The organism is Streptomyces sp. NPDC028711 (assembly GCF_055565415.1).
Window position 1 is genome coordinate 593192 of sequence record NZ_JBVHUJ010000001.1, and the last position, 23747, is coordinate 616938.

25 protein-coding genes and 1 riboswitch are annotated in these 23747 nt (G+C 72.8%); of the genes, 17 read left to right on the forward strand and 8 right to left on the reverse strand.

Annotation, left to right across the window (positions count from 1 at the left end; all coding sequences use genetic code 11):
* The first annotated feature begins 204 nt into the window (after window positions 1–204).
* Window positions 205–279, forward strand: a riboswitch (cobalamin riboswitch).
* A gap of 95 nt (window positions 280–374) precedes the next feature.
* The 6 genes from ACZ4VK_RS02675 to ACZ4VK_RS02700 all read left to right on the forward strand — a co-directional run bounded on the left by ACZ4VK_RS02675 (window position 375) and on the right by ACZ4VK_RS02700 (window position 6786).
* Window positions 375–1625 carry a prenyltransferase/squalene oxidase repeat-containing protein gene (locus ACZ4VK_RS02675; RefSeq protein WP_468347704.1) on the forward strand — a complete coding sequence of 417 codons (1251 nt, stop codon included), beginning with the start codon at window positions 375–377 and terminating at the stop codon, window positions 1623–1625.
* Window positions 1626–1636: 11 nt separating this feature from the next.
* On the forward strand, window positions 1637–2296 hold the full coding sequence (locus ACZ4VK_RS02680; protein ID WP_468347706.1) for an SCO2322 family protein: 660 nt from the start codon (window positions 1637–1639) through the stop codon (window positions 2294–2296).
* Window positions 2293–3531: an energy-coupling factor transporter transmembrane component T gene (locus tag ACZ4VK_RS02685; RefSeq protein WP_468347708.1), complete on the forward strand. Its 1239-nt coding sequence runs from the start codon at window positions 2293–2295 to the stop codon at window positions 3529–3531. The genes ACZ4VK_RS02680 and ACZ4VK_RS02685 overlap by 4 nt, the downstream gene beginning before the upstream one ends.
* The gene (locus ACZ4VK_RS02690; RefSeq protein ID WP_468347710.1) at window positions 3528–5201 is read left to right on the forward strand and encodes an ABC transporter ATP-binding protein; all 1674 of its coding nucleotides are present in this window, start codon (window positions 3528–3530) and stop codon (window positions 5199–5201) included. Before ACZ4VK_RS02685 ends, ACZ4VK_RS02690 begins: the two co-directional genes overlap by 4 nt.
* 56 nt (window positions 5202–5257) lie before the next feature.
* Window positions 5258–6088: an ECF transporter S component gene (locus tag ACZ4VK_RS02695; protein WP_468348817.1), complete on the forward strand. Its 831-nt coding sequence runs from the start codon at window positions 5258–5260 to the stop codon at window positions 6086–6088.
* A 296-nt stretch (window positions 6089–6384) separates the two neighbouring features.
* On the forward strand, window positions 6385–6786 hold the full coding sequence (locus ACZ4VK_RS02700) for an aggregation-promoting factor C-terminal-like domain-containing protein (protein WP_468348819.1): 402 nt from the start codon (window positions 6385–6387) through the stop codon (window positions 6784–6786).
* A 90-nt stretch (window positions 6787–6876) separates the two neighbouring features.
* Here ACZ4VK_RS02700 and ACZ4VK_RS02705 read toward each other — a convergent pair whose 3' ends face one another.
* Window positions 6877–8055 (reverse strand): steroid 3-ketoacyl-CoA thiolase, encoded by a 1179-nt coding sequence (locus tag ACZ4VK_RS02705; RefSeq protein WP_468347712.1) that lies wholly within the window; start codon window positions 8053–8055, stop codon window positions 6877–6879.
* Window positions 8056–8283: 228 nt separating this feature from the next.
* On the opposite strand from ACZ4VK_RS02705, the gene ACZ4VK_RS02710 reads away from it, so the two are divergent.
* From ACZ4VK_RS02710 to ACZ4VK_RS02720, 3 genes are read left to right on the forward strand one after another with little or no spacing between them, the layout of a single operon-like run.
* Window positions 8284–9531 carry a cytochrome P450 gene (locus ACZ4VK_RS02710; protein ID WP_468347714.1) on the forward strand — a complete coding sequence of 416 codons (1248 nt, stop codon included), beginning with the start codon at window positions 8284–8286 and terminating at the stop codon, window positions 9529–9531.
* Between the two features lie 46 nt (window positions 9532–9577).
* The gene (locus tag ACZ4VK_RS02715; protein WP_468347716.1) at window positions 9578–10699 is read left to right on the forward strand and encodes a DUF2330 domain-containing protein; all 1122 of its coding nucleotides are present in this window, start codon (window positions 9578–9580) and stop codon (window positions 10697–10699) included.
* Complete coding sequence (locus ACZ4VK_RS02720; RefSeq protein WP_468347718.1) at window positions 10696–11364, forward strand: O-methyltransferase; 669 nt, start codon at window positions 10696–10698, stop codon at window positions 11362–11364. Before ACZ4VK_RS02715 ends, ACZ4VK_RS02720 begins: the two co-directional genes overlap by 4 nt.
* Before the next feature lie 35 nt (window positions 11365–11399).
* Here the strand turns inward: ACZ4VK_RS02720 and ACZ4VK_RS02725 are convergent, their stop codons facing one another.
* On the reverse strand, window positions 11400–12551 hold the full coding sequence (locus ACZ4VK_RS02725) for a serpin family protein (protein WP_468347720.1): 1152 nt from the start codon (window positions 12549–12551) through the stop codon (window positions 11400–11402).
* 12 nt (window positions 12552–12563) lie between these two features.
* On the opposite strand from ACZ4VK_RS02725, the gene ACZ4VK_RS02730 reads away from it, so the two are divergent.
* Entirely contained in the window at window positions 12564–12887 is a 324-nt protein-coding gene (locus tag ACZ4VK_RS02730) for an antibiotic biosynthesis monooxygenase family protein (RefSeq protein WP_468347722.1), read from the forward strand.
* Window positions 12888–12951: 64 nt separating this feature from the next.
* The gene (locus ACZ4VK_RS02735; protein ID WP_468347724.1) at window positions 12952–13437 is read left to right on the forward strand and encodes a GNAT family N-acetyltransferase; all 486 of its coding nucleotides are present in this window, start codon (window positions 12952–12954) and stop codon (window positions 13435–13437) included.
* Between the two features lie 20 nt (window positions 13438–13457).
* Here ACZ4VK_RS02735 and ACZ4VK_RS02740 read toward each other — a convergent pair whose 3' ends face one another.
* The 3 genes from ACZ4VK_RS02740 to ACZ4VK_RS02750 all read right to left on the reverse strand — a co-directional run bounded on the left by ACZ4VK_RS02740 (window position 13458) and on the right by ACZ4VK_RS02750 (window position 17508).
* Window positions 13458–14282, reverse strand: a complete 825-nt coding sequence (locus tag ACZ4VK_RS02740; protein WP_468347725.1) for a hypothetical protein — start codon at window positions 14280–14282, stop codon at window positions 13458–13460.
* 97 nt (window positions 14283–14379) lie between these two features.
* Window positions 14380–16440 carry an MDR family MFS transporter gene (locus ACZ4VK_RS02745; protein WP_468347727.1) on the reverse strand — a complete coding sequence of 687 codons (2061 nt, stop codon included), beginning with the start codon at window positions 16438–16440 and terminating at the stop codon, window positions 14380–14382.
* Window positions 16441–16962: 522 nt separating this feature from the next.
* A complete protein-coding gene (locus ACZ4VK_RS02750) occupies window positions 16963–17508 on the reverse strand; it encodes a hypothetical protein (protein WP_468347729.1) in 546 nt (181 codons plus the stop codon).
* A 10-nt stretch (window positions 17509–17518) separates the two neighbouring features.
* Here ACZ4VK_RS02750 and ACZ4VK_RS02755 point away from each other — a divergent pair, with 10 nt between their 5' ends.
* From ACZ4VK_RS02755 to ACZ4VK_RS02775, 5 genes are all read left to right on the forward strand, one after another.
* The gene (locus tag ACZ4VK_RS02755; RefSeq protein WP_468347731.1) at window positions 17519–17707 is read left to right on the forward strand and encodes a peptidoglycan-binding domain-containing protein; all 189 of its coding nucleotides are present in this window, start codon (window positions 17519–17521) and stop codon (window positions 17705–17707) included.
* A gap of 212 nt (window positions 17708–17919) precedes the next feature.
* Window positions 17920–18588, forward strand: coding sequence for an HAD-IA family hydrolase (locus ACZ4VK_RS02760; RefSeq protein WP_468347733.1), 669 nt, complete (start codon window positions 17920–17922; stop codon window positions 18586–18588).
* 340 nt (window positions 18589–18928) lie between these two features.
* Window positions 18929–19579: an HNH endonuclease family protein gene (locus tag ACZ4VK_RS02765; RefSeq protein ID WP_468347735.1), complete on the forward strand. Its 651-nt coding sequence runs from the start codon at window positions 18929–18931 to the stop codon at window positions 19577–19579.
* 187 nt (window positions 19580–19766) lie between these two features.
* Complete coding sequence (locus tag ACZ4VK_RS02770; RefSeq protein ID WP_468347737.1) at window positions 19767–20309, forward strand: DoxX family protein; 543 nt, start codon at window positions 19767–19769, stop codon at window positions 20307–20309.
* Window positions 20310–20592: 283 nt separating this feature from the next.
* A complete protein-coding gene (locus tag ACZ4VK_RS02775; protein WP_468348821.1) occupies window positions 20593–21216 on the forward strand; it encodes a DedA family protein in 624 nt (207 codons plus the stop codon).
* Here the strand turns inward: ACZ4VK_RS02775 and ACZ4VK_RS02780 are convergent.
* A complete protein-coding gene (locus ACZ4VK_RS02780) occupies window positions 21176–21436 on the reverse strand; it encodes a DUF2277 domain-containing protein (RefSeq protein ID WP_468347739.1) in 261 nt (86 codons plus the stop codon). The genes ACZ4VK_RS02775 and ACZ4VK_RS02780 overlap by 41 nt on opposite strands.
* Before the next feature lie 276 nt (window positions 21437–21712).
* Window positions 21713–21937: a hypothetical protein gene (locus ACZ4VK_RS02785; protein WP_468347740.1), complete on the reverse strand. Its 225-nt coding sequence runs from the start codon at window positions 21935–21937 to the stop codon at window positions 21713–21715.
* Window positions 21938–22126: 189 nt separating this feature from the next.
* Here ACZ4VK_RS02785 and ACZ4VK_RS02790 point away from each other — a divergent pair, with 189 nt between their 5' ends.
* A complete protein-coding gene (locus ACZ4VK_RS02790) occupies window positions 22127–22885 on the forward strand; it encodes a GntR family transcriptional regulator (RefSeq protein WP_468347742.1) in 759 nt (252 codons plus the stop codon).
* Here the strand turns inward: ACZ4VK_RS02790 and ACZ4VK_RS02795 are convergent.
* Complete coding sequence (locus ACZ4VK_RS02795; RefSeq protein WP_468347744.1) at window positions 22827–23633, reverse strand: MBL fold metallo-hydrolase; 807 nt, start codon at window positions 23631–23633, stop codon at window positions 22827–22829. The two genes, ACZ4VK_RS02790 and ACZ4VK_RS02795, sit on opposite strands and share 59 nt — an antisense overlap.
* Between the last annotated feature and the right edge of the window lie 114 nt (window positions 23634–23747).

The following is a 23747-nucleotide window of genomic DNA, read 5'->3' on the forward strand; positions in this document are numbered from 1 at the left end:
CGTACGGGGTCTCCCGTGACCTCGCGCACACGGGCGCGGCCGTCAGCATGGCACAGCGGTCCGCTCTCCGGCAGCGCGCCCGCGAAGCCCGTACGGGATCACCCGGGAGCCCGCCCCCCGTCCGGGTGTGAGCCGCCTCGCACCCCCCGGGGACGGGACGGTACGGGCCGGTAGAGTGGGCCCGTCGTCATCATGCCCGTACGGGGGGAAGCCGGTGCGAATCCGGCACTGACCGCGCAACCGTGAGCCGCTCTCCGTGAGCGGCGAGTCGGAATGCCCCGTCCGGGACGTGACCGCCGGCACCGTCGAGGAATACGGAGCCGGAGCCTGGTGCCCCTGAGGCGTGCCGGTGCCCGGCCGCAGGAGAGGGCCCCATGAACACCGTCCGCCGAGGCGCCGCCGCGTCGCTCGCCGCCGCCGTCCTGCTCGGCACCGGAGCAGCCGGGGCCGCCACCGCCGCGCCCTCCCCCTCCCCGTCGGCCGTCACGGTCCCGCCCGGCCTGTACGGCACGAAGGACCCGACGTACGACGGTGTCTGGCGCCAGTCGCTCGCCTTCCTCGCCCAGCGCGCCACCGGTTTCCAGCCCGCCGACCAGGCCGTGGACTGGCTCATCGGCCAGCAGTGCGAGGACGGCTCGTTCAGCTCGTACCGGGCGGACGTCACGAAGCCCTGCGACGCGAAGACGATGCGGGACACCAACGCCACCGCCGTCGCCGTGCAGGCGCTCCGCGCCGTCCGCCGCCAGTCCGTCGACCCGCAGAAGATCGACCAGGCCGTCAAGGCCGGCTCCGACTGGCTGCGTACCGTGCAGAACAAGGACGGCGGCTGGGGGTACGGCGCCGGGGGCGCCAGCGACGCCAACTCCACCTCGATCGTCATCGGCGCGCTCGCCGCGACCGGGGTGAGGCCCAGCCAGTTCACCTCCGCCGAGGGCCGTACGCCCTACGACGCGCTCCTCTCCTTCGCCCTGCCCTGCTCCGACAAGGCCGGCGGCGGCGCCTTCACGTACCAGCCGGACAAGAACGGCAAGCTGCTCGCGAACGCCGACGCCACCGCCGCCGCCACCCTCGCCGGGCTCGGCAAGAGCATCGTCGCGACGAAGGCCTCCCCCGAGCAGCCGCCGGTCTGCACCGACCTGTCGAAGCCGACGGTCGAGCGGGCCGCGCTCAACGGCGCCTCCTACCTGGCGAAGGCCCTCGCGAAGACCGGCCACCTCACCCTGCCGCCGATGCCGGGCGCCACGGACACGACCGAGCAGCCCGACATCGGCAACACCGCCGACGCCGTCGTCGCGCTCGCCGCCTCCGGCGCCGCCAAGGAGGCGAAGCCGGCCCTGGAGTGGCTGGAGAAGAACTCCGCCGCCTGGGCGAAGGAGAGCGGCCCCGCCGCCTACGCGCAGCTGATCCTGGCCGCCCGCGCGACGGACACGGACCCGCGCGAGTTCGGCACGGCGGACCTGGTGGAGCAGCTCAACGCCACCGGTCCCGCGCCCAAGACCCCCGACACCTCCGCGTCCTCGACGAGCGACGACGAGGAGTCCGGCTTCGACATCTGGTGGATCATCGGCATCGGCATGGTCGTCGGCGTCGGCATCGGCTTCCTCGTCAGCGGGCGCAAGAAGTGAGAACCCGCGGTGTGGTGACCGCGCGGGTCGCGGGCGCCGCGGCCGGGGCGCTGCTCGCCCTGACGGCGGTCGCCGCGGCTCCGGCCCAGGCGGCCGGCTACCGCTACTGGTCCTTCTGGGAGAGCGACGGCGGCACTCCGTGGGCGTACGCCACCCAGGGGCCGGCGACCGCCCGCCCCGCCGACGGCGACGCGATCGGCTTCCGCTTCGCGGTCAGCAACGGCACGGACGACACCTCCCGGCCCTCCGCCGCGCCCGACTTCGCGAAGATCTGCGGCGACGTGGAGAAGAAGGACGGCACCAAGCGGGTCGCGGTCGTCGTCGACTTCGGCGGCCCCGCGGACACCCCGCCCGGCGAGGCCCCGCCCGAGAAGCGGATCGCCACCGGCTGCGCGCGGATCCGCGAGGACGCGACGGGCGCGGAGGCGCTCGCCACGGTGGTGAAGCCCCTGCGGTACGACAGCGCGGCCATGCTGTGCGGGATCGCCGGCTACCCGACGCGGGGCTGCGGCGAGCAGGTGACGGAGACGGAGACCGAGACGGCTCCGGTGTCGGCGACCCCGAACGCCGGCAAGGAGGGCGGCGGCCCGTCCTTCGGCGTGCTCGCGGGCGGGGCGGCCGTGCTGGCCCTGGGCGGGGCGGCGATCTGGAAGGCCCGCCACCGCGGATGAGTGCGGTGCGTGGGCGGGGCGGGGATCCGGATGGCCCGCCGGTGCGGACGAGTGCGGTTCGTGGGCGGGGCGGGGATCTCGAAGCGCGGGGCGGCGATCTCGAAAGCCCGCCACCTCGGACACGTACGACTCCCGGCCTCAGCGCGTTCACGGCCCCCGCGGCGAGCCGAGCCAACGCCCTGCACGCGGGCGCGTGGTGGCTGTGGGCCCTCGGTCTCGGCGTCGCCGCCTCCCGTACGACCAACCCGCTGCTGCTCGGCCTGATCGTCGGGGTCGCGGGCTATGTGGTGGCGGCCCGCCGTACGGACGCGCCCTGGGCCCGCTCGTACGGCGCGTTCGTGAAGCTCGGCCTGTTCGTCGTCTTCCTGCGGGTCGTCTTCTCGCTGCTGCTCGGCTCCCCCATCCCGGGGACGCACGCCCTGTTCACGCTGCCCGAGGTGCCGCTGCCCGACTGGGCCGAAGGGGTACGGATCGGGGGCCGGGTGACGGCCGAGCAGCTGGTGTTCGCGGTGTACGACGGGGCCAAGCTGGCGACCCTGCTGATCTGCGTGGGCGCGGCGAACGCGCTCGCCAATCCGGCGCGGCTGCTCAAGTCGCTGCCGGGAGCGCTGTACGAGGTCGGGGTCGCGGTCGTCGTGGCGATGACCTTCGCGCCGAACATGGTCGCCGACGTGGTCCGGCTGCGGACCGCCCGGCGGCTGCGCGGCCGCCCGACCGGCGGTGTCCGGGCGGTCCTCCAGATCGGCCTGCCGGTCCTCGAGGGGGCCCTCGAACGGTCGATCGCCGTCGCGGCCTCCATGGACGCGCGCGGTTACGGCCGGACGGCGCAGGTCCCGGCCTCCGTCCGGCGCACCACGAACGTCCTGACCCTCGGCGGCCTCCTCGGCGTCTGCGCCGGTTCGTACGGGCTGCTCGCGGCGGAGGGCGCGCGGTACGGGCTTCCGCTGCTCGGCGCCGGGCTCCTCGCGGCCATGGCCGGGCTGCGGCTCGGCGGGCGCCGGACGGTCCGCACCCGCTACCGGCCCGACCTGTGGGGCGCACGGGCCTGGCTGGTCTCCGGCTCCGGCGTGGCGGTCGCCGTACTGATGATCTGGGCGAACGCGTACGCGCCGGATGCGCTTCACCCCGGGGTCGTCCCCCTGGAGGCGCCGGAGCTCCCGCTCTGGCCCGCCGCATCGGTGCTTGTGGGGCTGCTGCCCGCGTTCGTGGCCCCCGTTCCCAAGGAGAACGCGTGATCCGCTTCGAGAACGTCTCGGTGACCTACGAGGGGTCCGACGGGCAGCAGCCGCCGACCCTGCGGGACGTGGACCTCACCGTCCCCGAGGGCGAGCTGGTGCTGCTCGTCGGCCCCTCGGGCGTCGGCAAGTCGACCCTCCTCGGCACGGTCTCCGGACTCGTCCCCCACTTCACGGGCGGCACCCTGACCGGCCGCGTCACCGTCGGCGGCCGCGACACCCGCACCCACCCGCCGCGCGAGCTCGCGGACCTGGTGGGCACGGTCGGCCAGGACCCGTCCGCGCACTTCGTCACCGACACGGTCGAGGACGAGCTGGCGTACGGCATGGAGTCCCTCGGCCTCGCGCCCGGCGTCATGCGCCGCCGCGTCGAGGAGACCCTCGACCTCCTCGGCCTCGCGGAACTCCGCGACCGCCCCATCGCCACGCTCTCCGGCGGCCAGCGCCAGCGCGTCGCGATCGGCTCCGTCCTCACCCCGCACCCCAAAGTCCTCGTCCTCGACGAGCCGACCTCGGCGCTCGACCCGTCGGCGGCGGAGGACGTCCTCGCGGTCCTCCAGCGGCTGGTGCACGACCTCGGCACGACGGTCCTGCTCGCGGAGCACCGCCTTGAACGGGTGGTGCAGTACGCGGACCAGGTGCTGCTGCTGCCGGAGGGCGTGATGGGCTCCCCCGCCGAGATCATGGCGGTGTCACCGGTGCATCCACCGGTGGTGGGCCTCGGCCGCCTGGCGGGCTGGGACCCGCTGCCGCTGACGGTACGGGACGCGCGGAGACGTGCGGGCGAGCTGAAGGAGCGACTGGATGGGCGGGACCCTGCGGGGCTTCTTCCCCACCCCTCCCCCTACGCCGCCAGGCGTAGGGGGAGGGGTGGGGGATTCAACCTCTTCAAGCGGCGCCGCACCCAGCCCGCACCCGCCGACACCCTCGTAACCGTCAACGCCCTCGGCGTACGGCGCGGCCGCGTGGAGGCCCTCCGCACAGTCGACCTCCAGGTCCACGCAGGCGAGACCCTCGCCCTCATGGGCCGCAACGGCGCCGGAAAGTCCACCCTCCTCTCCACTCTCGTGGGAATGATCGCCCCCACCACCGGCACCGTCCGCGTCGCCGGCCGGACCCCGCACACGACGGACCCGCGCGAGCTGATCCGCCAGGTCGGACTCGTCCCGCAGGAGCCGCGGGACCTGCTGTACGCGGACACCGTCGCCGCCGAGTGCGCCGCGGCCGACGCGGAATCGGACGCGGTCCCCGGGACCTGCCGGGCGCTGGTGTCGGAGCTGCTGCCGGGGGTGGCGGACGCGACGCATCCGCGGGACCTGTCCGAGGGGCAGCGCCTGGCGCTCGCGCTCGCCGTCGTCCTGACCGGCCGCCCGCCGCTGCTGCTCCTGGACGAGCCGACGCGCGGTCTGGACTACGCGGCGAAGGCCCGCCTGGTCGCCCATCTCCGGTCCCTCGCCGCGGACGGGCACGCGATCGTGCTCGCCACGCACGACGTGGAGCTCGCGGCCGAGCTGGCGCACCGGGTGGTGATCGTGGCGGACGGCGAGGTGGTCGCGGACGGCCCGACGGCCGAGGTCGTCGTCTCCTCGCCCGCGTTCTCGCCGCAGGTGGCGAAGATCCTCGCCCCGCAGCCCTGGCTCACGGTCGAGCAGGTGGAGGAGGCGCTGTGACCGTACAGCCCGTGCGTCTCGGGCCACGTTCCGTGACCGCCCTGCTCCTGGTGTCGATGATCGGGCTCATCGCCATTTGCTGGCCCCTGTTCGCCGACGCGGAATCGGCCGTCACGACGCACGCCGCCGACGCGCCCTGGCTCTTCGCCGCGCTGCTTCCGCTGCTGATCGCGGTGGTCGTCGCCACGATCGCCGACTGCGGGATGGACGCGAAGGCGGTGGCGATGCTGGGGGTGCTCGCCGCTGTGGGCGCGGCCCTGCGGCCGCTGGGGGCGGGGACGGCCGGGCTCGAGCCGATGTTCTTCCTGATGGTGCTGAGCGGCCGGGTCCTCGGGCCGGGCTTCGGTTTCGTCCTGGGCTCGGTGACGATGTTCGCGTCCGCGCTGCTCACGGGGGGTGTGGGCCCCTGGATGCCGACGCAGATGCTGGCGATGGGCTGGTTCACGATGGGGGCCGGGCTCCTGCCGGGGCCCCGGAGGCTCCGGGGCCGGGCGGAGCTCCTGATGCTGTCCGCGTACGGCTTCGCGGCGGCGTTCGCGTACGGCACGGTCACCAACCTCTACGGCTGGGTGACGCTCGGCGGCGGAGGCGACGGAGGCGGGACGGCCGACAGCTCGGGCGGGATCTTCTTCGTCCCGGGCGATCCGGCCCCCGTGAACCTGGCCCGTTTCCTCGCCTTCCTGGTGGCGACCTCGCTCGGCTGGGACCTCGGCCGGGCGGTCCTGACCGTCGTCCTCACCCTGACGGTCGGCGGCACGCTCCTGAAGGCGTTGCGCCGGGCGACGCGGCGGGCGAACTTCGAGGCCCAGGTCACATTCAGGACCCCCGAGAAGGCCCCTCCGGGTGAGGCGCCCCACAGGACCCACGTCACGTACGAGGCGGAATAGTAGCCGGGCGACACTCGGACAAATCGCCCACTACGGGGCATGACCTGCGGAAACCTCCCAAGCCGATCTCCCGGCGACCTCCCGCCGAGGGGGCCCCGGGTCCGAACCTTCCTCGTACAGGGGGTCGTTGCATCGGCGTTCCGGCCCTGGTTGTCTGGTGGACGTCGCCAGGCAGCCGGTGCTCACCGCAGCGCCTCGGACGGCCGGTTCCCCCCAGTTCCCGGGTCTCCCGGGCTCTGGTTCCGGCTTGCCGAAATCGCCTGACGCGCCCTTTGTCCCCGACGTTAGGTATGACCTTGATCCGCTCGCTCACCACTCGTGTCGCCGCCCGCAAGAAGACCTTCGCCGCCTCCGCAGCCGTGCTGCTCGGCGCCTCGGGTGCGGTGCTCGGCACGACGAGCTCGGCCTCGGCCGCCAGCCCCCAGGACATCGCCCGACAGATCGTCCCCGCCTCGCAGTACGCGTCCTTCAGCAAGATCGTGTCGCACGAGTCCGGCTGGAACCACAAGGCCACCAACTCCTCCAGCGGCGCCTACGGCCTCGTCCAGGCCCTCCCGGCCTCGAAGATGTCCTCGGCCGGTTCCGACTGGAAGACGAACCCCGCCACGCAGATCAAGTGGGGTCTCAACTACATGAACGAGCGCTACGGCTCCCCGAACGCCGCCTGGGCGTTCTGGCAGGCCAACGGCTGGTACTAAGAGTCACCCGCCGCACAGCGCACCCGCAAGGCCCCGCCTCCCGCACAGGGAGGGCGGGGCCTGCGGCGTTTCCGGGGCGCGGCCGAGCCGCTACAACCGCTGGATGATCGTCCCGGTCGCCACCGCCCCGCCCGCGCACATCGTGATGAGCGCGAACTCCTTGTCCGCGCGTTCCAGCTCGTGCAGGGCGGTGGTGATGAGCCGCGCCCCGGTCGCGCCGACGGGGTGACCGAGGGCGATGGCACCGCCGTTGACGTTGACCTTCTCCAGACCGTCCAGGTCCCGCTCGAAGACCTGTGCCCAGCTCAGTACGACCGAGGCGAAGGCCTCGTTGATCTCGACGAGGTCGATGTCCCTGAGGGACATCCCGGCCTTGCCGAGGACCGCGCGCGTGGCGTCGATCGGCCCGTCGAGGTGGAAGTGCGGGTCGGCGCCGACGAGGGCCTGGGCGACGATCCGGGCGCGGGGCTTCAGCTTGAGGGCGCGGGCCATGCGCTTCGAGGCCCACATGAGGGCGGCGGCGCCGTCGGAGATCTGGGAGGAGTTCCCCGCGGTGTGGACGGCGGTCGGCATGACGGGCTTGAGGCGGGCGAGGCCCTCCATGGTGGTGTCGCGCAGGCCCTCGTCCCGGTCGACGAGCCGCCACATGCCCTGCCCCGCGGCCTGCTCCTCCTCCGTGGTGGGGACCTGGACGGCGAAGGTCTCGCGCTTGAAGCGCTCCTCGGCCCAGGCGTGCGCGGCCCGTTCCTGGGAGAGCAGGCCGAGGGCGTCGACGCGTTCGCGGGTGAGGCCGCGGTGGCGGGCGATGCGCTCGGCGGCCTCGAACTGGTTGGGGAGGTCGACGTTCCACTCGTCGGGGAAGGGCTTGCCGGGGCCGTGTTTGGAGCCGGAGCCGAGCGGTACGCGGGACATGGCCTCGACGCCGCAGCTGATCCCGATGTCGATGACCCCGGCCGCGACCATGTTGGCGACCATGTGGCTCGCCTGCTGCGAGGAGCCGCACTGGCAGTCGACGGTGGTGGCGGCCGTCTCGTAGGGGAGGCCCATGGTGAGCCAGGCGGTGCGCGCCGGGTTCATGGACTGTTCGCCGGCGTGGGTGACCGTACCGCCGACGATCTGTTCGACGCAGTCGGCGTGAATGCCGGTGCGGCCGAGGAGTTCGCGGTAGGTCTCGCCCAGGAGGTAGGCGGGGTGGAGGTTGGCGAGCGCGCCTCCGCGCTTGCCGATGGGGGTGCGTACGGCTTCGACGATGACGGGTTCCGCGGCCATGGGCTCGTCCTCTCCTCGACCGGACGGGGCGTCCCGGCAGCCCGTCGGTCGGCGTCACGGGGGAACTAGTACGCGTTCTAGTTCTCAGTGCAGTCTTATGACTGCTACCGCGGGTACGCAAGGGTCCGGGAGGCAACACTTCCCGTTCCGCCCCTTGCTACTTGTAGAACTCGTTACTAACTTCCCCGGCAACTCCTGACGGCCCATCAGATGTGGAGTGTGTTGCCGATGCCCTGCCCCCACCTTCCCGAAGGGTTCGACGCCACCGACCCCGATCTGCTCCGCGACCGCATCCCCTTCCCGGAGTTCACCCGGCTGCGGCAGACCGCACCCGTGTGGTGGTGCCCCCAGCCGCCCGGCGTCACGGGCTTCGAGGACGGCGGATACTGGGCCGTCACGCGCCACGCGGACGTCAAGTACGTCTCCACCCACCCCGAGCTGTTCTCCTCGTACGAGAACACCGCCGTCATCCGCTTCAACGAGCACATCACCCGGGACCAGATCGAGGTCCAGAAACTGATCATGCTCAACATGGACCCGCCCGAGCACACCCGCGTCCGCCAGATCGTCCAGCGCGGCTTCACCCCCCGCGCGATACGGAACCTGGAGACCGCCCTGCGCGACCGTGCCCACGCCATCGTCGACGAGGCCAAGCGCGGCGCGGACGCCGACGGCACCTTCGACTTCGTCACGAAGGTCGCCGTCGAACTCCCCCTCCAGGCCATCGCCGAACTCATCGGCGTCCCCCAGGAGGACCGCTCCCGCATCTTCGACTGGTCGAACAAGATGGTCGCGTACGACGACCCCGAGTACGCCATCACCGAGGAGATCGGCGCCGAGGCCGCCATGGAGCTCATCGGCTACTCGATGAACATGGCCGCCGCCCGCAAGGAATGCCCCGCCGCCGACATCGTCAGCCAACTCGTCGCCGCCGAGGGCCAGGGCAACCTCTCCTCCGACGAGTTCGGCTTCTTCGTCCTGCTGCTCGCCGTCGCAGGCAACGAGACCACCCGCAACGCCATCAGCCACGGCATGCACGCCTTCCTCACCCACCCCGACGAGTGGGAGCGCTACAAGCGGGAACGGCCGGCGACCGCCGCCGAGGAGATCGTGCGCTGGGCGACCCCCGTGGTCTCCTTCCAGCGGACCGCGACCCAGGACACCGAACTCGGCGGGCAGAAGATCGCCGAGGGCGACCGGATCGGCCTCTTCTACTCCTCCGCCAACAACGACCCCGAGGTCTTCACCGACCCCGAACGCTTCGACATCACCCGCGACCCGAACCCGCACCTCGGCTTCGGCGGCGGCGGACCCCACTTCTGCCTCGGCAAGTCCCTCGCGATCAAGGAGATCGAGCTGATCTTCAACGCGGTCGCGGACGCCCTGCCCGACCTGACGCTCGCCGGCGAACCGCGCCGGCTGCGGGCGGCCTGGCTGAACGGCGTGAAGGAACTCCGGGTGCGCACCTCGGCATGAGCCGTACGACGGGAACCGGAGACCCACCCGGAACGTCCCACCCCGCATGCGGGGGACACACGGAACAAGCACGGTCACCAGAATCCTGACCACCATCGTCGCGCTGCTGGCGCTCCAGCTCGGCTCGCTCATCGCACCGGCGTACGCCTGCGGCTGCGGCGCCATGATCCCGTCGAAGGCCGAGCGCATCGGCGTCGACCGGGAGGAGTCGGCCGTCCACTGGGACGGGCGCACCGAGACGATCGTCATGCGCTTCAACGTCCACGGCAACGCCCGGCACGCCGCCTGGATCATGCCGGTGCCGAGCCGGGCGGGCGTCACCCTCGGCGACCCGGCGCTCTTCGACGAGATCGAACGCCTCACCGAGCCCGAACAGCGCGACCGCTTCTACTTCTGGCCGCGCGGGGACGACTGGCCCTTCGACGGCGGTTACGGCGACGGGGCCGGGGCCCCGCCGCCCGGCGCGGGCTCCGGCGTCGGGGTCGTCGGCCGCGAGCGGCTCGGCCCCTTCGACGTGGCCCGGCTGACCGCCACCGACCCGGAGGCCCTCGGCGACTGGCTGCGCGCCAACGGCTTCGAGCTGCCCGAACGGCTGACCGGCGCGCTCCAGCCGTACGTGGACAGGAAGTGGGAGTACGTCGCCGTCCGCCTCGCGCCCCAGGAGAAGGACGCCGTGCTCCAGGGCGAACTGACGCCCCTCCGCATCACCTTCGCCTCCCCCGAGCTCGTCTACCCCATGCGCCTCTCCCGCCTCGCGGCGAACGACCAGACCCTCGGCCTCTCCATCCTGGCCGACCACCGGATGGAGCCCCGCTCCGCCATCGGCGGCGACCGCCCCGAGGTCACCTTCGCCGGCCGGATCGAGCGCCCCGAGGGCGCCGTCGCCGGGCTCGCCGGGGAGGGGCCGGTCCATCTGACGGTCCTGGAGCAGGAGTTCCCCGACCCCGCCCGGATCGACGACGACCACCGTCTGCGGACCGTCGCCGACACCCCGTACCGCCAGGTCGAGTACACCGACCGGCTGCTCACCGTCGGCGGCGGCATCCCCGTATGGCTCCTGACGGTGGGCGGCGGCCTGCTGCTCGCGGTGGTCACGACGCTGCTCGTCGTACGCGCGGGAAATCGGCGCCGCGCGATCACCGGCTCCGGTGTACGTTCGGCCGTATGACGAACCCTCAGTGGAACGCGGTCGACGAGTACATCAGCCGTACGATCGCCCCGGCCGACGAGGCGCTCACGGCCGCGCTCGCCGACTCAACGGCGGCCGGACTGCCCGAGATCGCCGTCGCCCCGAACCAGGGCAAGCTGCTGCACCTGCTCGCGCTGACGCAGGGCGCCCGGAACATCCTGGAGATCGGGACCCTCGGCGGCTACAGCACCATCTGGCTGGCCCGCGCGCTGCCCGCCGACGGACGGCTGATCACCCTGGAGTACGACCCCGCCCACGCGGACGTCGCCCGCACCAACATCGCCCGCGCGGGCCTGGACAAGGTCGTCGAGGTCCGCACGGGCGCGGCCCTGGACACCCTGCCGCAGCTGGAGGCGGAGGGCGCGGGCCCCTTCGACCTGTTCTTCATCGACGCCGACAAGGTCAACAACCCGCGCTATGTGGAATGGGCCCTGAAGCTCTCCCGACCCGGCACGGTGATCATCGTCGACAACGTGGTGCGCGGCGGCAAGATCACCACCCCGAACCCGGAGGACCCGGCGATCACCGGCACGCGCGAACTGTTCGACCTGGTCGCCGCCGAACCGCGCCTGGACGCGACGGCCCTCCAGACGGTCGGCACGAAGGGCTACGACGGCCTGCTGTTCGCCCGCGTGGTGGAGTAGGTCGGGGGGCGGGTGCCGGGGACGTGCTCCGGCCGTCAGCCGGCCGAGGGCGCGCTCCGTTGCCAGCCCGCGAACAGCGGCACCTCGCCCGTTCCGTCGAGGACGACCACGCCGAAGGGCCGGTCGAAGGCGATCCGCTCCACCACCTGAGGGTGGGGCGGGGCCGCGCCGCGCGGCATCGTCACCTGGGTGACGGCGGCGGCCTCCACCCCCTCCTCGGCGACGTCGACGACCGCCTCCTGCACGACCTTGTCGATGTACAGGTCCGCCGCGGAGATCCCCGAGAAGTCGGCGTCCGGCCGCAGCGCCCGGTCGAGGCCGAGCGCGGCCAGGTGCTCGACCGCGTCGGTCCTCGTCCGGAGGGTGAAGCGCGGCAGGGCGAGATCGGCCGAGTCGGCGGCGAGCGGCCGCCGTTCACCGGCCCCGGCCCAGGCGGCGGGCAGCACGCCGCCGGGCCCGTCCGCCTCGGCCCCGAGCACGAACCGCACCCGTACGCCTCCCGCACAGGGCAGTTCCACGACGGTGACCCCGTCCACGTACCAGACCGACCCGGCCGGGATCCGCCGCCGCATGGTCGGTACGGGCCGGGTGTCGCCGTCCCCGTCGGTGAAGGGTTCGTCGTGGGTGAGGTGCGCGGGGAAGGCGGTGAGCCAGGAGGCCTTCAGGGCGAGGGCGTTGAGCAGGACGAGGTTCTCGGACCCGTCGAGATCGAGCGGCAGCCGCGCGATCCGCCCTCCGGTGGCGCGCCGCACCCAGGCGTCGAGCTCCTCCTGGGCGTCGGGGATGTCACCGAGGGAGATGTCGTCGGTCGCCCCGAAGACCTCGTCGGGCAACGCGAACCACACGGCCCCGGGCAGCAGTCCGAACCGGACGTCGGGCAGCCCCCGCCGAAACGTCTCCCGGATCGGCAGCGTGCTCCACACCCCGGTCGCCACGGCGACCCCACCGGACCTTCCGAGCTGTCCCCGGACACGGGTCACGGCCTCGGCGGCCCCCTCCCCCGCGACCCCGAGCAACTCCCGCAACTCGTCCCCGGTCCGCCCCCGCGCCCCGGAGGCAACGGCCCCGAGCGCGAGCCACAACCCGGCGGGCGAGACGACGAAGTCACCGTCCCCAAGGCAGGAAAGCCACCGCGCGGCCAGGGTCCGTATCGCGTCTGCCGGGAGGACACCCGAGTCGTGGGTCATATCCTGCCTCTCATGAGCATCGTGAAGATCAACGTCCTGACCGTTCCGGCTGAGCAGCGTGAGGTGCTTGAGCAGCGGTTCGCGTCGCGGGCCGGGGCCGTCGAGGGGTCCGACGGGTTCGAGTGGTTCGAGCTGCTGCGCCCGGTCGAGGGCACCGACCAGTACCTGGTGTACACGCGCTGGCGCAGTGAGGAGGACTTCCAGGCCTGGATGAACGGTTCCATGAAGGCCGCGCACCCGGGCGGTGGTGAGGGCGGCGAGCGGCCGAAGCCCGCCGCCTCCGGGTCGACCCTGTGGTCGTTCGAGGTCGTCCAGCAGGCGTCCCCCAGGAGCTGAGCCGCTCCGCGGCCGGGACGGCCGCGGGAAACCGGGCTGCGCCCCGGGTCGTGCGCGCCGCACAATGGCGCGCATGACCTGGACTTTCTCCCCCGAGCGCGTCGACACCCCGGACGCGACCTCCCTGCGCCGTGACTACTACGACGACGTGGCCAGCCGCTACTGGAAGCGACCGGCCACCGAGGCGGAGATCGACGAGGGGCTGGCCGGTGACGGGGTCGAGCTGCTGACCCCGCCGACCGGGCAGTTCCTGGTCGGGCGGTACGAGGGCAAGGCGGCGGCCTGCGGCGGGGTGCTCCTGCTCGGCGAGGAACGTGCCGAGCTGACCCGGGTCTTCCTGCGTCACGCCTTCCGTGGCCTCGGCGGCGCCGGCCTCCTGATGGACGGCCTCGAGGAGGCGGCCCGTGCGCTCGGCGCGCGCCGGATGGTCCTCAACACGCGCCTGGACCTGGTCGAGGCGCGCGCCCTGTACACACGGCACGGGTACGCGGAGATCCCGGCGTACTGCACCGGCCCGTACATGGACATCTGGTACGGCAAGGACCTCTGACCCGCGAAAGGCCGACGCGGTCAGCCGCTCCACACGACGACGTCGAAGATTCCGCGCGTGTCGCCGCCCTGGCCGGCCAGTTCCTTGACGGTCAGCCGGGCGAGGCGGCCGTCGTTCGTGCGGGCGCAGACGACCAGGCCGGTCTTCAGCTTCATCTCCGCGTCGGTGCCGAGGGTGTCGATGCCGCCCGCGCAGTCCGCGTACGACGGCGCCTTCGAGTCCTTCCACACCAGCGCCTTCGCCCCGGCCTCGGGCTGCAGCATGTGGGTGGTGCCGAAGGGGTAGACGGAGAAGTCGTTCTCCTCGTTGATCTCGGACTCGACGGGCGGCGCGGAGTCGAGGTCCTTGGAGTCCGTGTACGTGATCGCCAGGGCGCCCTGCCACTCGACGGTGTCGGCCGGCTTCGCGGGCGGGGCCGCCGGGGTCTGAGAGGTCTGAGCGGGCTGGGACGCCTGCGAGGCCGGGGACTGCGAGGTGTCCGGGGTCCGGGAGGCGTCCGCGGGAGCGTCGTCGGCGCTCCCCGTCTCCGACGAGGTGGCCGAGGGCGCCGGGTTCTGGGCGGCGGGCGGGGCGGGGCTCGCTGCGTTGTTGCTGCTCACCAGGTACGTACCGAAGACGCCGATCACCGCCGCGAGCAGTGTGGCCCCGGCGCCGATCCAGGCGCCCCGGTGTGATGTCCGGCGGGCCGCGAAGGACGGCGGGGCCGGGGTGCCGTACCCCCCGTGTCCCTGGTGCCCCCCGGGCCCCCCGTAACCGTCGTATCCGCCGTACTGGCCGTTCGACGGACCGTTCGGCGGGTGTCCCGGAGGTGTCGGTATGCCCCGGCGTGGCTCTTCGCTGTTCATCCTGCCTGTCCCCCTGTGACGTGATCTTGGAGAGGACAGCGTACTGAGGGGCTTGAATGACCGTCATACAGGGCCGCGGGAGGCCCAGTTGCGCACCCTAGGCGTGGTGGTCCCGGGGCGGGTCCGGGTCGTGGGGCCGCTCCCCGTCCGAGCCGCAGAGCTCGGCCGTCAGCTCCTCCACCAGCTGGACGAGGTCGGTGGGCCGGTCGGGTCCCCACCAGTCGCCGAGGAGTTCGGCGAGGGACTCCTCCCGGGCCGCCGCAAGGCGTGTCGCCACCGCTACGCCCTCCTCGGTGAGGAAGAGCTGGAGCCCCTCCCTGGTGACCAGGTGCCGTTCCTCCACCTGCCGGGAGGCCTCAGTGATCACCCGCAGCGGTACGGGCACGGTCTCGGCGAGCCGGGCCGGTTCGACGGTGCCGTGGCGGCGGACGCGGAGCAGCAGCCAGCTCGCGGCGGGCAGCAGGTCGAGCCCGGCGCGGGCGGTGATCTTCTCGTAGATCGCCTTGCGGCCCTCGCGGGAGCCGAGGACGGACAGGGCGCGGGCGCATTCGTCGTGCGAGGAGCGTTCGACGGGGTTGGAGGCGAGCGTCTGGCTGGTGTCGGGCGCGGTGACCGAGGCCCGCAGCTTGTCCTCCTTGAGGAACCAGGCGACGACGAAGGCGACGAGGACGACGGGCGCCGCGTAGAGGAAGACGTCGGTGATGGACGTGGAGTACGCGTGGATCACGGAGGGGCGCAGGTCGGGCGGGAGCTCGGTGAGGGTGCGGGGGTCGGCGGCGACCTGCTCGGGGCCGATGCCCGGCGGCACGTCCGGTCCCGCCGCGGCGAACACCTCGCCGAGCTTGTGGGTGAGGCGGTTGGTGAAGATCGTGCCGAAGACGGCGACGCCGAAGGAGGCTCCGATGGAGCGGAAGAAGGTGGCTCCGGAGGTGGCGACGCCGAGGTCCCCGTACGAGACGGCGTTCTGCACGACGAGGACGAGGACCTGCATGACGAGGCCGAGTCCCGCTCCGAAGACGAAGAAGTAGACGCTCATCTCCCAGGTGGAGGTGGTCTCCGTCAGTTCGTTGAGGAGGAGCAGTCCGAGGCCGGTGAGGGCGGTGCCGGCGAGGGGGAAGACCTTCCAGCGGCCGGTGCGGGAGACGATCTGGCCGGAGGCCGTGGAGGTGATGAGCATGCCGGCGACCATGGGCAGCATGTGCACGCCGGACATGGTGGGGGTGACGCCCTGCACGACCTGGAGGAAGGTCGGCAGATAGGTCATGGCGCCGAACATCGCGAAGCCGACGACGAAGCTGATGACGGAGACCAGGGTGAAGGTCCGGATCCGGAACAGCTTGAGCGGCAGTACGGGCTCGGCGGCCCGCCGCTCGACCCGGACGAACCAGACGAGGAGTACGGCTCCGAGGACGGCGAGGCCGATGATCTGCGCCGAGCCCCACGCCCAGGTGGTGCCGCCGAGGGAGGCCACGAGGACCAGACAGGTGGCGACGGAGGCGATGAGGAAGGTGCCGAGGTAGTCGATGGTGTGCCGGGTGGAGCGGACCGGGATGTGCAGGACGGCGGCGATCACGAAGAGCGCGACGATCCCGATCGGCAGGTTGATGTAGAAGACCCAGCGCCAGGAGAGGTGTTCGGTGAAGAGGCCTCCGAGCAGCGGTCCGAGGACGCTGGTGGCGCCGAAGACGGCGCCGAAGAGCCCCTGGTACTTGCCGCGCTCCCGGGGGGACACGAGGTCGCCGACGATCGCCATCGACAGCACCATGAGTCCGCCGCCGCCGAGGCCCTGGACCGCGCGGAAGGCGATGAGCTGCGGCATGTTCTGGGCGATGCCGCAGAGGGCCGAGCCGATGAGGAAGAGGACGATGGCCGCCTGGAAGAGCTTCTTGCGCCCGTACTGGTCGCCGAGCTTGCCCCAGAGCGGGGTGGCCGCCGTGGACGCCAGCATGTAGGCGGTGACCACCCAGGAGAGGTGCTCCATGCCGCCGAGCTCGCTGACGATCGTCGGCAGGGCCGTGGAGACGATGGTCTGGTCGAGGGCGGCGAGCAGCATGCCGAGCAGCAGCGCGCCGATCGCGACGAGGACGGTGCGGTGGCTCTGCCCCTCCCCCGGCGCGGGGGCGCCGCCGAGCTGGGAGGGGCTTGCTTCCTGGGCCATGGGCGTCTCCTCGGGGCGTCTCGTCGGGCGTCCCGCCGGACGGCCCATGGGACGGCCTCTCCATCCTGGTCCGAATGTCCGGTTATGGCCTCCGGAGGGGCACGAGTGTTCGCCCATCGGAAAGGGTCGGGCTGCATAATCGCTCGCAGTTGTATCGGGGAGGGGACCCATCATGACGGGACACGTCTGTCCTGAATGCGGTGTACACAGACCTGGCTGCGCCTGCGCCCAGGCGGAACTGGCGGCGGCCGAGGACTTCGATCCGCTCAGGATCAGGCCGTACGTGACGCTGGACTCGCGGGAGGGGGAGGGGAACCCGGGCCTCCCGTACGGGGCGGGAGGCGGCCCGTACGGGGAAGGGGGCGATGCGGGTCCGTACGCGGCGGGGGACGGCCCGTACGGGGCGGGGGGCGGCGGTGACGATCCGCCGACGGCTCAGTTGGCGGCGGTCCGGCCGGACGGGGGAACTGTCACCGGGCCGGTACCGGGGGCGGTCGTAGCACCGGAGCCGTACCCCACACCTCACCACCCCGAGGGCGACCCCTCGGAGACGATGCCGTTGCTGCTGCGCGGCGTCGGGGCCGTACCGCCTCCGCACGCCGAGGAGCGTGGCCGTGGCCGCAGGCGGGGACTGGTGGTGGCGGCCGTCGCCGCCGTCGCCGTGGCGGGGACGGCGGCCCTGGCGGCGGCCGTGCTCGGCGGCGGGAACGAGGCCGGCGACCGGGCGGCCGTACCCGAGGTGACCACGAGCGCGTCGCTGAACCTGGCCGTGTCGGAGGCCCCGTCGCCGTCCGCCTCGCCCGAGAGCCCGGAGCCGACCTCCTCCTCCCCCACCCCGCGCCGGACGTCCGCGTCACCGACGCCCAGCCCCTCCGCGAGCCGCACCACCGCGTCGCCCAGCGCCTCGGCGAGCACGACGGGCGCGGCGGCGCCGCCGGCGTCCCCGTCCTCGTCGGCGTCCTCGGCGCCGGGCGTCGCGCCGACGACGACGGCGCCGGCCGCGACGGCCCCTCCGACGGAGGCGCCGGAGGAGAACGAGGAAGAGCCGACCCTGAGCCTCGGCTCCACCGGGCAGGAGGTGCGGGAGCTCCAGCGGCGGCTGACCGCCGTGTGGGCCTACCGCGGCCCCATCAACGGAAGGTACGACGAGGGGGTCCGGGAAGCGGTGGCGTGGTACCAGTCGTGGCACTACGGCCTGAGCGACCCGGAGGGCGTGTACGGCCCCGCTACGCGCGGCGTCCTGGAGGAGAGCACACCGGACATCTGACCGCCCTGGTCCGAACCTCGCCCCTCCCCCGTCCCGACCCCGTACCGGCTCCAGCCCGACCCGTACCGGCTCCGTCCCGGTCCCGGTATGCGGACGGGCTGGCCAAGACGGCCCCCGGTTTTGTATCGTAGGAAAACAAAGTGGCCCCGCCCGCATACCCTGACCGGTGGGCGGGACCGCTTCGTTCTCCGTACCACCCCTCTGGAGACCTGATGCCTGCCACCACCCCGGCAACGCTCACCGCCCGCGCCCTCCTTCTCGACATGGACGGCACCCTCGTCAACTCGGACGCCGTCGTCGAACGCTGCTGGCGACGCTGGGCGGAGCGACAGGGCCTCGACACCGACGCCGTACTCAGAGTGGTGCACGGCCGCCAGGGGTACGCGACGATGGCCGTCCTCCTCCCGGACCGCCCGATGGACGAGAACCACGCCGACAACCGGGCCATGCTCGCCGAGGAGACCGCCGACCTCGACGGCGTCGTCCCCGTCCCCGGCGCCCCCGCCTTCATGGCGGCGCTCGCGAAGCTGCCGCACGCCCTGGTGACCTCGGCGGACGAGGCGCTCGCGCAGGCCCGGATGGGCGCGGCGGCGCTGCCGATGCCCGAGACCCGGGTCACCGCGGAGTGCGTGGGCGCGAGCAAGCCGGACCCCGAGGGCTTCCTGAAGGGGGCGGCCGAGCTGGGCTTCGACCCCGCGGACTGCATCGTCTTCGAGGACTCGGAGGCCGGCATCCAGGCGGGTCGCGCGGCCGGCATGAGGGTCGTGGGCGTGGGCCCGCGCGCGGCCGCCTTCGCGCCCGACGTCCATGTCGCCGACCTCACCCACGTGCGGGTCGAGCCCGCGGCCGACGGTTCGATCCACCTGACCGCCCTCCCGTAGGACACGGCTCCCGCACGAGGGGAGCCCCCTCCAGACACGAAGACCCCGGGCCGGGGAATGAGCCCGGGGTCTCGTCGTACGCCCGTACGCCCGGTACGCCCGTACGCCCGTGCGTCGGCGGGGGATCCGGGCCTCGTCGCACCCCCGACCCCACCCCTCCGCGAAGTCCAGGACTATCCCGGATACTCCACACCCCTTGATGTGACGTGTCCATGTCGCCACTCTGTTACCTGGCGCACCCCCCACCGAAACCTGGCGCCGCCACGATGACCGGGCCGCCGCCCGGCACCCCCGCGGGGACGGCATCCAGCCAAAGTCCCCCCATCTCAAGGGAGTTCACATGCCCGTCGGCATGGTCTACGCGCGTCGAATCGCCGTTCTCGCCACCTCCGCCGCCCTCACCGTCACCGGCCTCCTCGCCACCGCACCCGCCGCACAGGCGGCCATGCCCACCCCGGTCAGCGCCGCCACGGCCCGCACCTACCTGGCCGCCCTCACCGTGAAGGCGGAAGGTTCCTCCACCGGTTACAGCAGGGATCTCTTCCCGCACTGGATCACCCAGTCCGGCGCCTGCAACACCCGCGAGACCGTCCTCAAGCGCGACGGCGTGAACGTCGTCACGGACTCCAGCTGCGCCTCCGTCAGCGGCAGCTGGTACTCCGAGTACGACGGCGCCACCTGGACCGTCGCGTCCGACCTCGACATCGACCACGTCGTGGCCCTCTCCGAAGCGTGGCGCTCGGGCGCCAACTCCTGGACCACCTCGCAGCGCCAGGCCTTCGCGAACGACCTGACGCGGCCGCAGCTCATAGCCGTGACGGACAACGTCAACCAGGCGAAGGGCGACCTCGACCCGGCCGAGTGGCTGCCCTCCAGGACCACCTACCGCTGCACGTACGTCCGCGCGTGGGTGCACGTGAAGTACCACTGGAACCTCAGCATCGACTCCGCCGAGAAGAGCGCCCTCCAGTCGGTTCTCAACGGCTGCTGATCCCGGGGTCGCTGAATCCGCGTCAGCAACGGCCACCGGGGAGTGAGGCTCGCCACACCCACCCCGGTGGCCTGAATGTTGAACTTGCAAGTACTAGTGAGGGGTGCCTAACCTAGCGGCCTCATCGGTTCCCGTCCCCCACTGCCCGTCCACCCCACGGACGCGGTCAGGCCGAAGGAGTCCCCCCATGAACAACCCCGTCAACCCGACCGGCTCGCACGGTGCGGCCGGCCAGAACGGCGCGAACAGCGCCAACGGCCTCGTGGACCGCCTGGACCAGGCCCAGCCGTACGCCCTCGGCCTCTTCCGGATCGTCGTCGGCCTGCTCTTCGCCTGCCACGGCGCCGCCTCGCTCTTCGGCGTCCTCGGCGGCGCGGCGGGCGGCGGCACGATCCCGGCCGGCACCTGGCCGGGCTGGTACGCGGCCGTGATCCAGCTCGGCGCCGGCGTCCTGGTCCTGGCCGGTCTCGGCACCCGGAGCGCCGCGTTCCTCGCCTCCGGCTCGATGGCGTACGCGTACTTCAAGGTCCACCAGCCGCAGTCCCTCTTCCCGCTGCAGAACGGCGGCGAGACCGCTGCCCTGTTCTGCTGGGCCTTCCTGCTGCTCGTGTTCACCGGCCCGGGCGCCCTGGCCCTGGACCGGCTCTTCGGAAGCCGGGTCGGCGCACGCTCGACGACCCGCAAGACGGACGGGACCCGCGAGGAACAGGGCACGCCGGTCACCGCCTGACCGTCGCTGTTCCGCTCGGACCGCTCGGACCGCTCGGTCCGCTCGGTCCGCTCGGTCCGCTCGGTCCGCTCGGTCCGCTCGGTCCGCTCGGTCCGCTCGGTCCGCTCGGTCCGCTCGGTCCGCTCGGCGGAGCGGTACGGGCGCCGCATGCCGGCGCCTGTGCCGCTCCGCCGACCTGTACGTGGAGGTGTCCCCCCACACCCCCAGGCGCCCCCCCACTCATCCCCCGGCACCCGCCCGGCAGGCGGTTCCCCGCGCCCGCGTAGGCTCTGGCCCTGTGAATCTGCTCGACAGCCTGGGATCGCTGCGGTCGCTCACCGCCGGTCCGTGGATCTACCCGGTGGTGGCGACGTCGATCCTGCTCGACGTCTTCCTGCCCGTGCTGCCGAGCGGCTTCCTGGTGATCACCGCCGCCACCGCCGCGGCGACGGCCACCGCGGCCACCCCCGGCGTACCGTCTCTGCTCCCCCTGCTTCTCTGCGCGGCCTCGGCCTCGGTCCTCGGCGACTTCCTGGCGTACCGGCTCGCACGGCGGGGCGGTGCCAGGCTCGACCGGGCCATCGCCCGCTCGAAGCGCCTGTCCCTTGCGCAGGAACGTCTCGGCACCGCGCTTGCCCGGGGTGGCGGCCTGCTCGTCGTCCTCGCGCGCTTCGCCCCGGCGGGCCGGTCCGTGGTCTCGCTCGGCGCGGGCGCGGCGAAGCGGCGGGTGGAGGAGTTCCTGCCGTGGTCGGCGCTCGCGGGCGTCACCTGGGCCTCGTACAGCGTGGGGCTCGGCTGGCTCGGCGGTCAGTGGCTGGGCGCGACCTGGTTCAGCGCGGGGGTGTCGACCCTCGCGCTCTTCCTGGCGGGCGGTCTCGCCGCCTGTCTCATACGGCGTCCGGCTGCGGCTCCCGCTGCCGCGTCCTGACACCGGGGTGCGCCCCGCGCACCTCGAGGCCGTCGAGGAGTCTCGCGGTCGCCTCGGCGATCTCCTCCACGGCGCGGTCGAAGACCTCGCGGTTGTGGGCGGCGGGCGCACGGAACCCGGAGACCTTGCGGACGTACTGCAGGGCGGCGGCGCGGATGTCGTCCTCGGTCGCCTCCTCGGGCAGCGCGGGCGGTCGGAGCGTCTTGATGCTGCGGCACATGCCTCCAGTGTGGCGCGCCCCACTGACAACCGCCGCGAGAGCACCGACCGGGCGCCCCGGACCCCTCGCGTGACCGGCCTCCTCAGGGCGGAGCCCCAGGGGGTGTCTTGTCGGTCAGGCCGGATCAGGGAGCGGCGTCTGGTGCCGTGCCTCGCAAGGCGGAGGAGGGAGGCAACGCGGAGCGTTGTCGACCGACGACAACGCGGCGAGGTGCGGTGCCAGGCGTCGCGAGCCCGGCCTGACCGACAAGACACCCCCTAGCCCGCCCGCCCCTCCTCAGGTGCCGAGCCCCCGCCGGCTACGCGCGTTGATCTCGGCGGCCCGGGCCCGCAGCTCACGCAGGGGCGTGGCGAGCTGTACGTCGACGGGCTCGGCCTCCCACTCGGCGCCGCCGTGGACGGCCCGGATCAGAAAGCGCCCGGAGACGCTCTCCACATAGAAACCGACCCGCCCGGTGGCGGTGTCGCGGACGAGGTCACCGACCTCGGGCAGTGGCTGCACGTTTCCCCTCCGTCCCGGTCCCTGAAGTTTGGGGGACACCCAGGGAAGCCCGGCGGCCCCGCCCTGTCAACGTATCTCTAGAGATGTCCCCCGATGGATGGATCGGCGGGGCGGGACGGCGCACACGTGTGCACCCCGGCCTCGGGGTGCGCCGTAGGGTGTCCCGCAAATGAAGGGAGTGGTCCGCCCGTGACTGACCAGGACAGCGCTCGTCGCCCCAAGTACCAGCGCATCGCCGATGAGTTGAGAACCGCGATCCAGTCGGGCGCCTTCGGGCCGGGCGACCGGCTCCCCGGCGAGAACGACCTCATGACGGCGTACGCGGTGGCCCGGATGACGGCGCGGCAGGCCCTCTCCGTGCTCCGCAACGAGGGTCTCGCCGAGGCCCGCAAAGGTGCCGGGGTCTTCGTCCGTGTCTTCCGCCCGCTGCGCCGCCGGGGCATCCCGCGGCTGTCCGGCGAGCGGTGGGGCAACGGGCGTTCGGTCTGGTCGGCCGACGTGGAGGACCGGGACCTGGTCGTCGACCAGATCGAGGTGGCCGAGGCGGAGGCGGGTCCGCGGGTCGCGGCGGCGCTGGACCTGGCGCCGGGCGCGCCGGTCTGTGTCCGGAGCCGGCGTTTCGTCCTGGATGCCAAGCCGGTGCTGCTGTCCGTCTCGTACCTCTCCGCGGAGCTGGTGCGCGGCACGCCGATCACCGAGCCGGACACGGGCCCGGGAGGGACGTACGCCCGGCTGACGGAGCTGGGTCACCGGCCGGTGCGGTTCCGTGAGGAGATCCGCTGCCGGATGCCGACGGCGGACGAGTCGGACCGGCTGACCCTGGAGTTCGGGACGCCGGTGGTCCTCATCGGGCGTACGGCGTTCACCGGGGCCGGGACGGCCGTGGAGCTCAACGAGATGACGCTGGACTCGTCGGCGTACGTCCTGGAGTACGACTTCGACGCGTGACCTCGAACCGGCGCCCGGGATCGGCGTGGGCGACGTCCCCGGGGAACTCGGCGGCGGCCAGCGCGACGGCATCCTCGGGCCGCGTCCCCCCGCCGACGTGGGTGACGACGAGCCGGTGGGCACCGGCCTCGGCGGCACTCCGGCCGGCCTGCGCGGCGGAGTGGTGGCCGGGCACCTCGCCGTCGGCCTCGCACACGAACAGGTCGCAGTCGCGGGCGAGTTCGATCAGCGAGGGGCAGGGTTCGCAGTCACCGGAGTACACGAGGGAGCGCCCGTCCTCGTCCTCCACGCGCAGCGCGAAGGCCGGCGGTCCGTGGGTGACGGCCCGGGACCACAGGGTGAGCCCCCCGATCCGTACGGCATGACCGTCGTACAGCTCGTCCACGGCGAAGGCCTGCTCGACGGGGCTGCGGTCGGGTCCGTTGGTGAGGAACTCGGCGAGCCGGTCGGCGATTCCGGGCGGTCCGAGGAGGGGCACGGGCAGCGGTACGTCGAGGCCCGCGTACAGCAGGGCGTAGGAGGCGGTGAGGAGGTCGGCGGAGTGGTCGGCGTGCAGATGGGAGATCCACACGGCGTCGACGTCACCGAGGGTGACGTACCGCTGGAGCTCGGCGAGGGTGCCGCTGCCGGCGTCGACCCAGACGCGGACCCCGCCGCCTTCGACGAGGAGGCCGGAGCACGCGTTGTCCGGCCGGGCGAAGGGGGTGGCGGAGCCGAGGACGGTGAGACGCAGGGACTCGTCGAACATGGGACAACCCTAAAACACCCCCGCCAACTCCCCTGATCCTGTGCGTACTACGTGAAGGTCGTGCGTATTCTGTGTGCTCGTCGGACCCCATCGGCGGGCGTCCGACAGAAACTG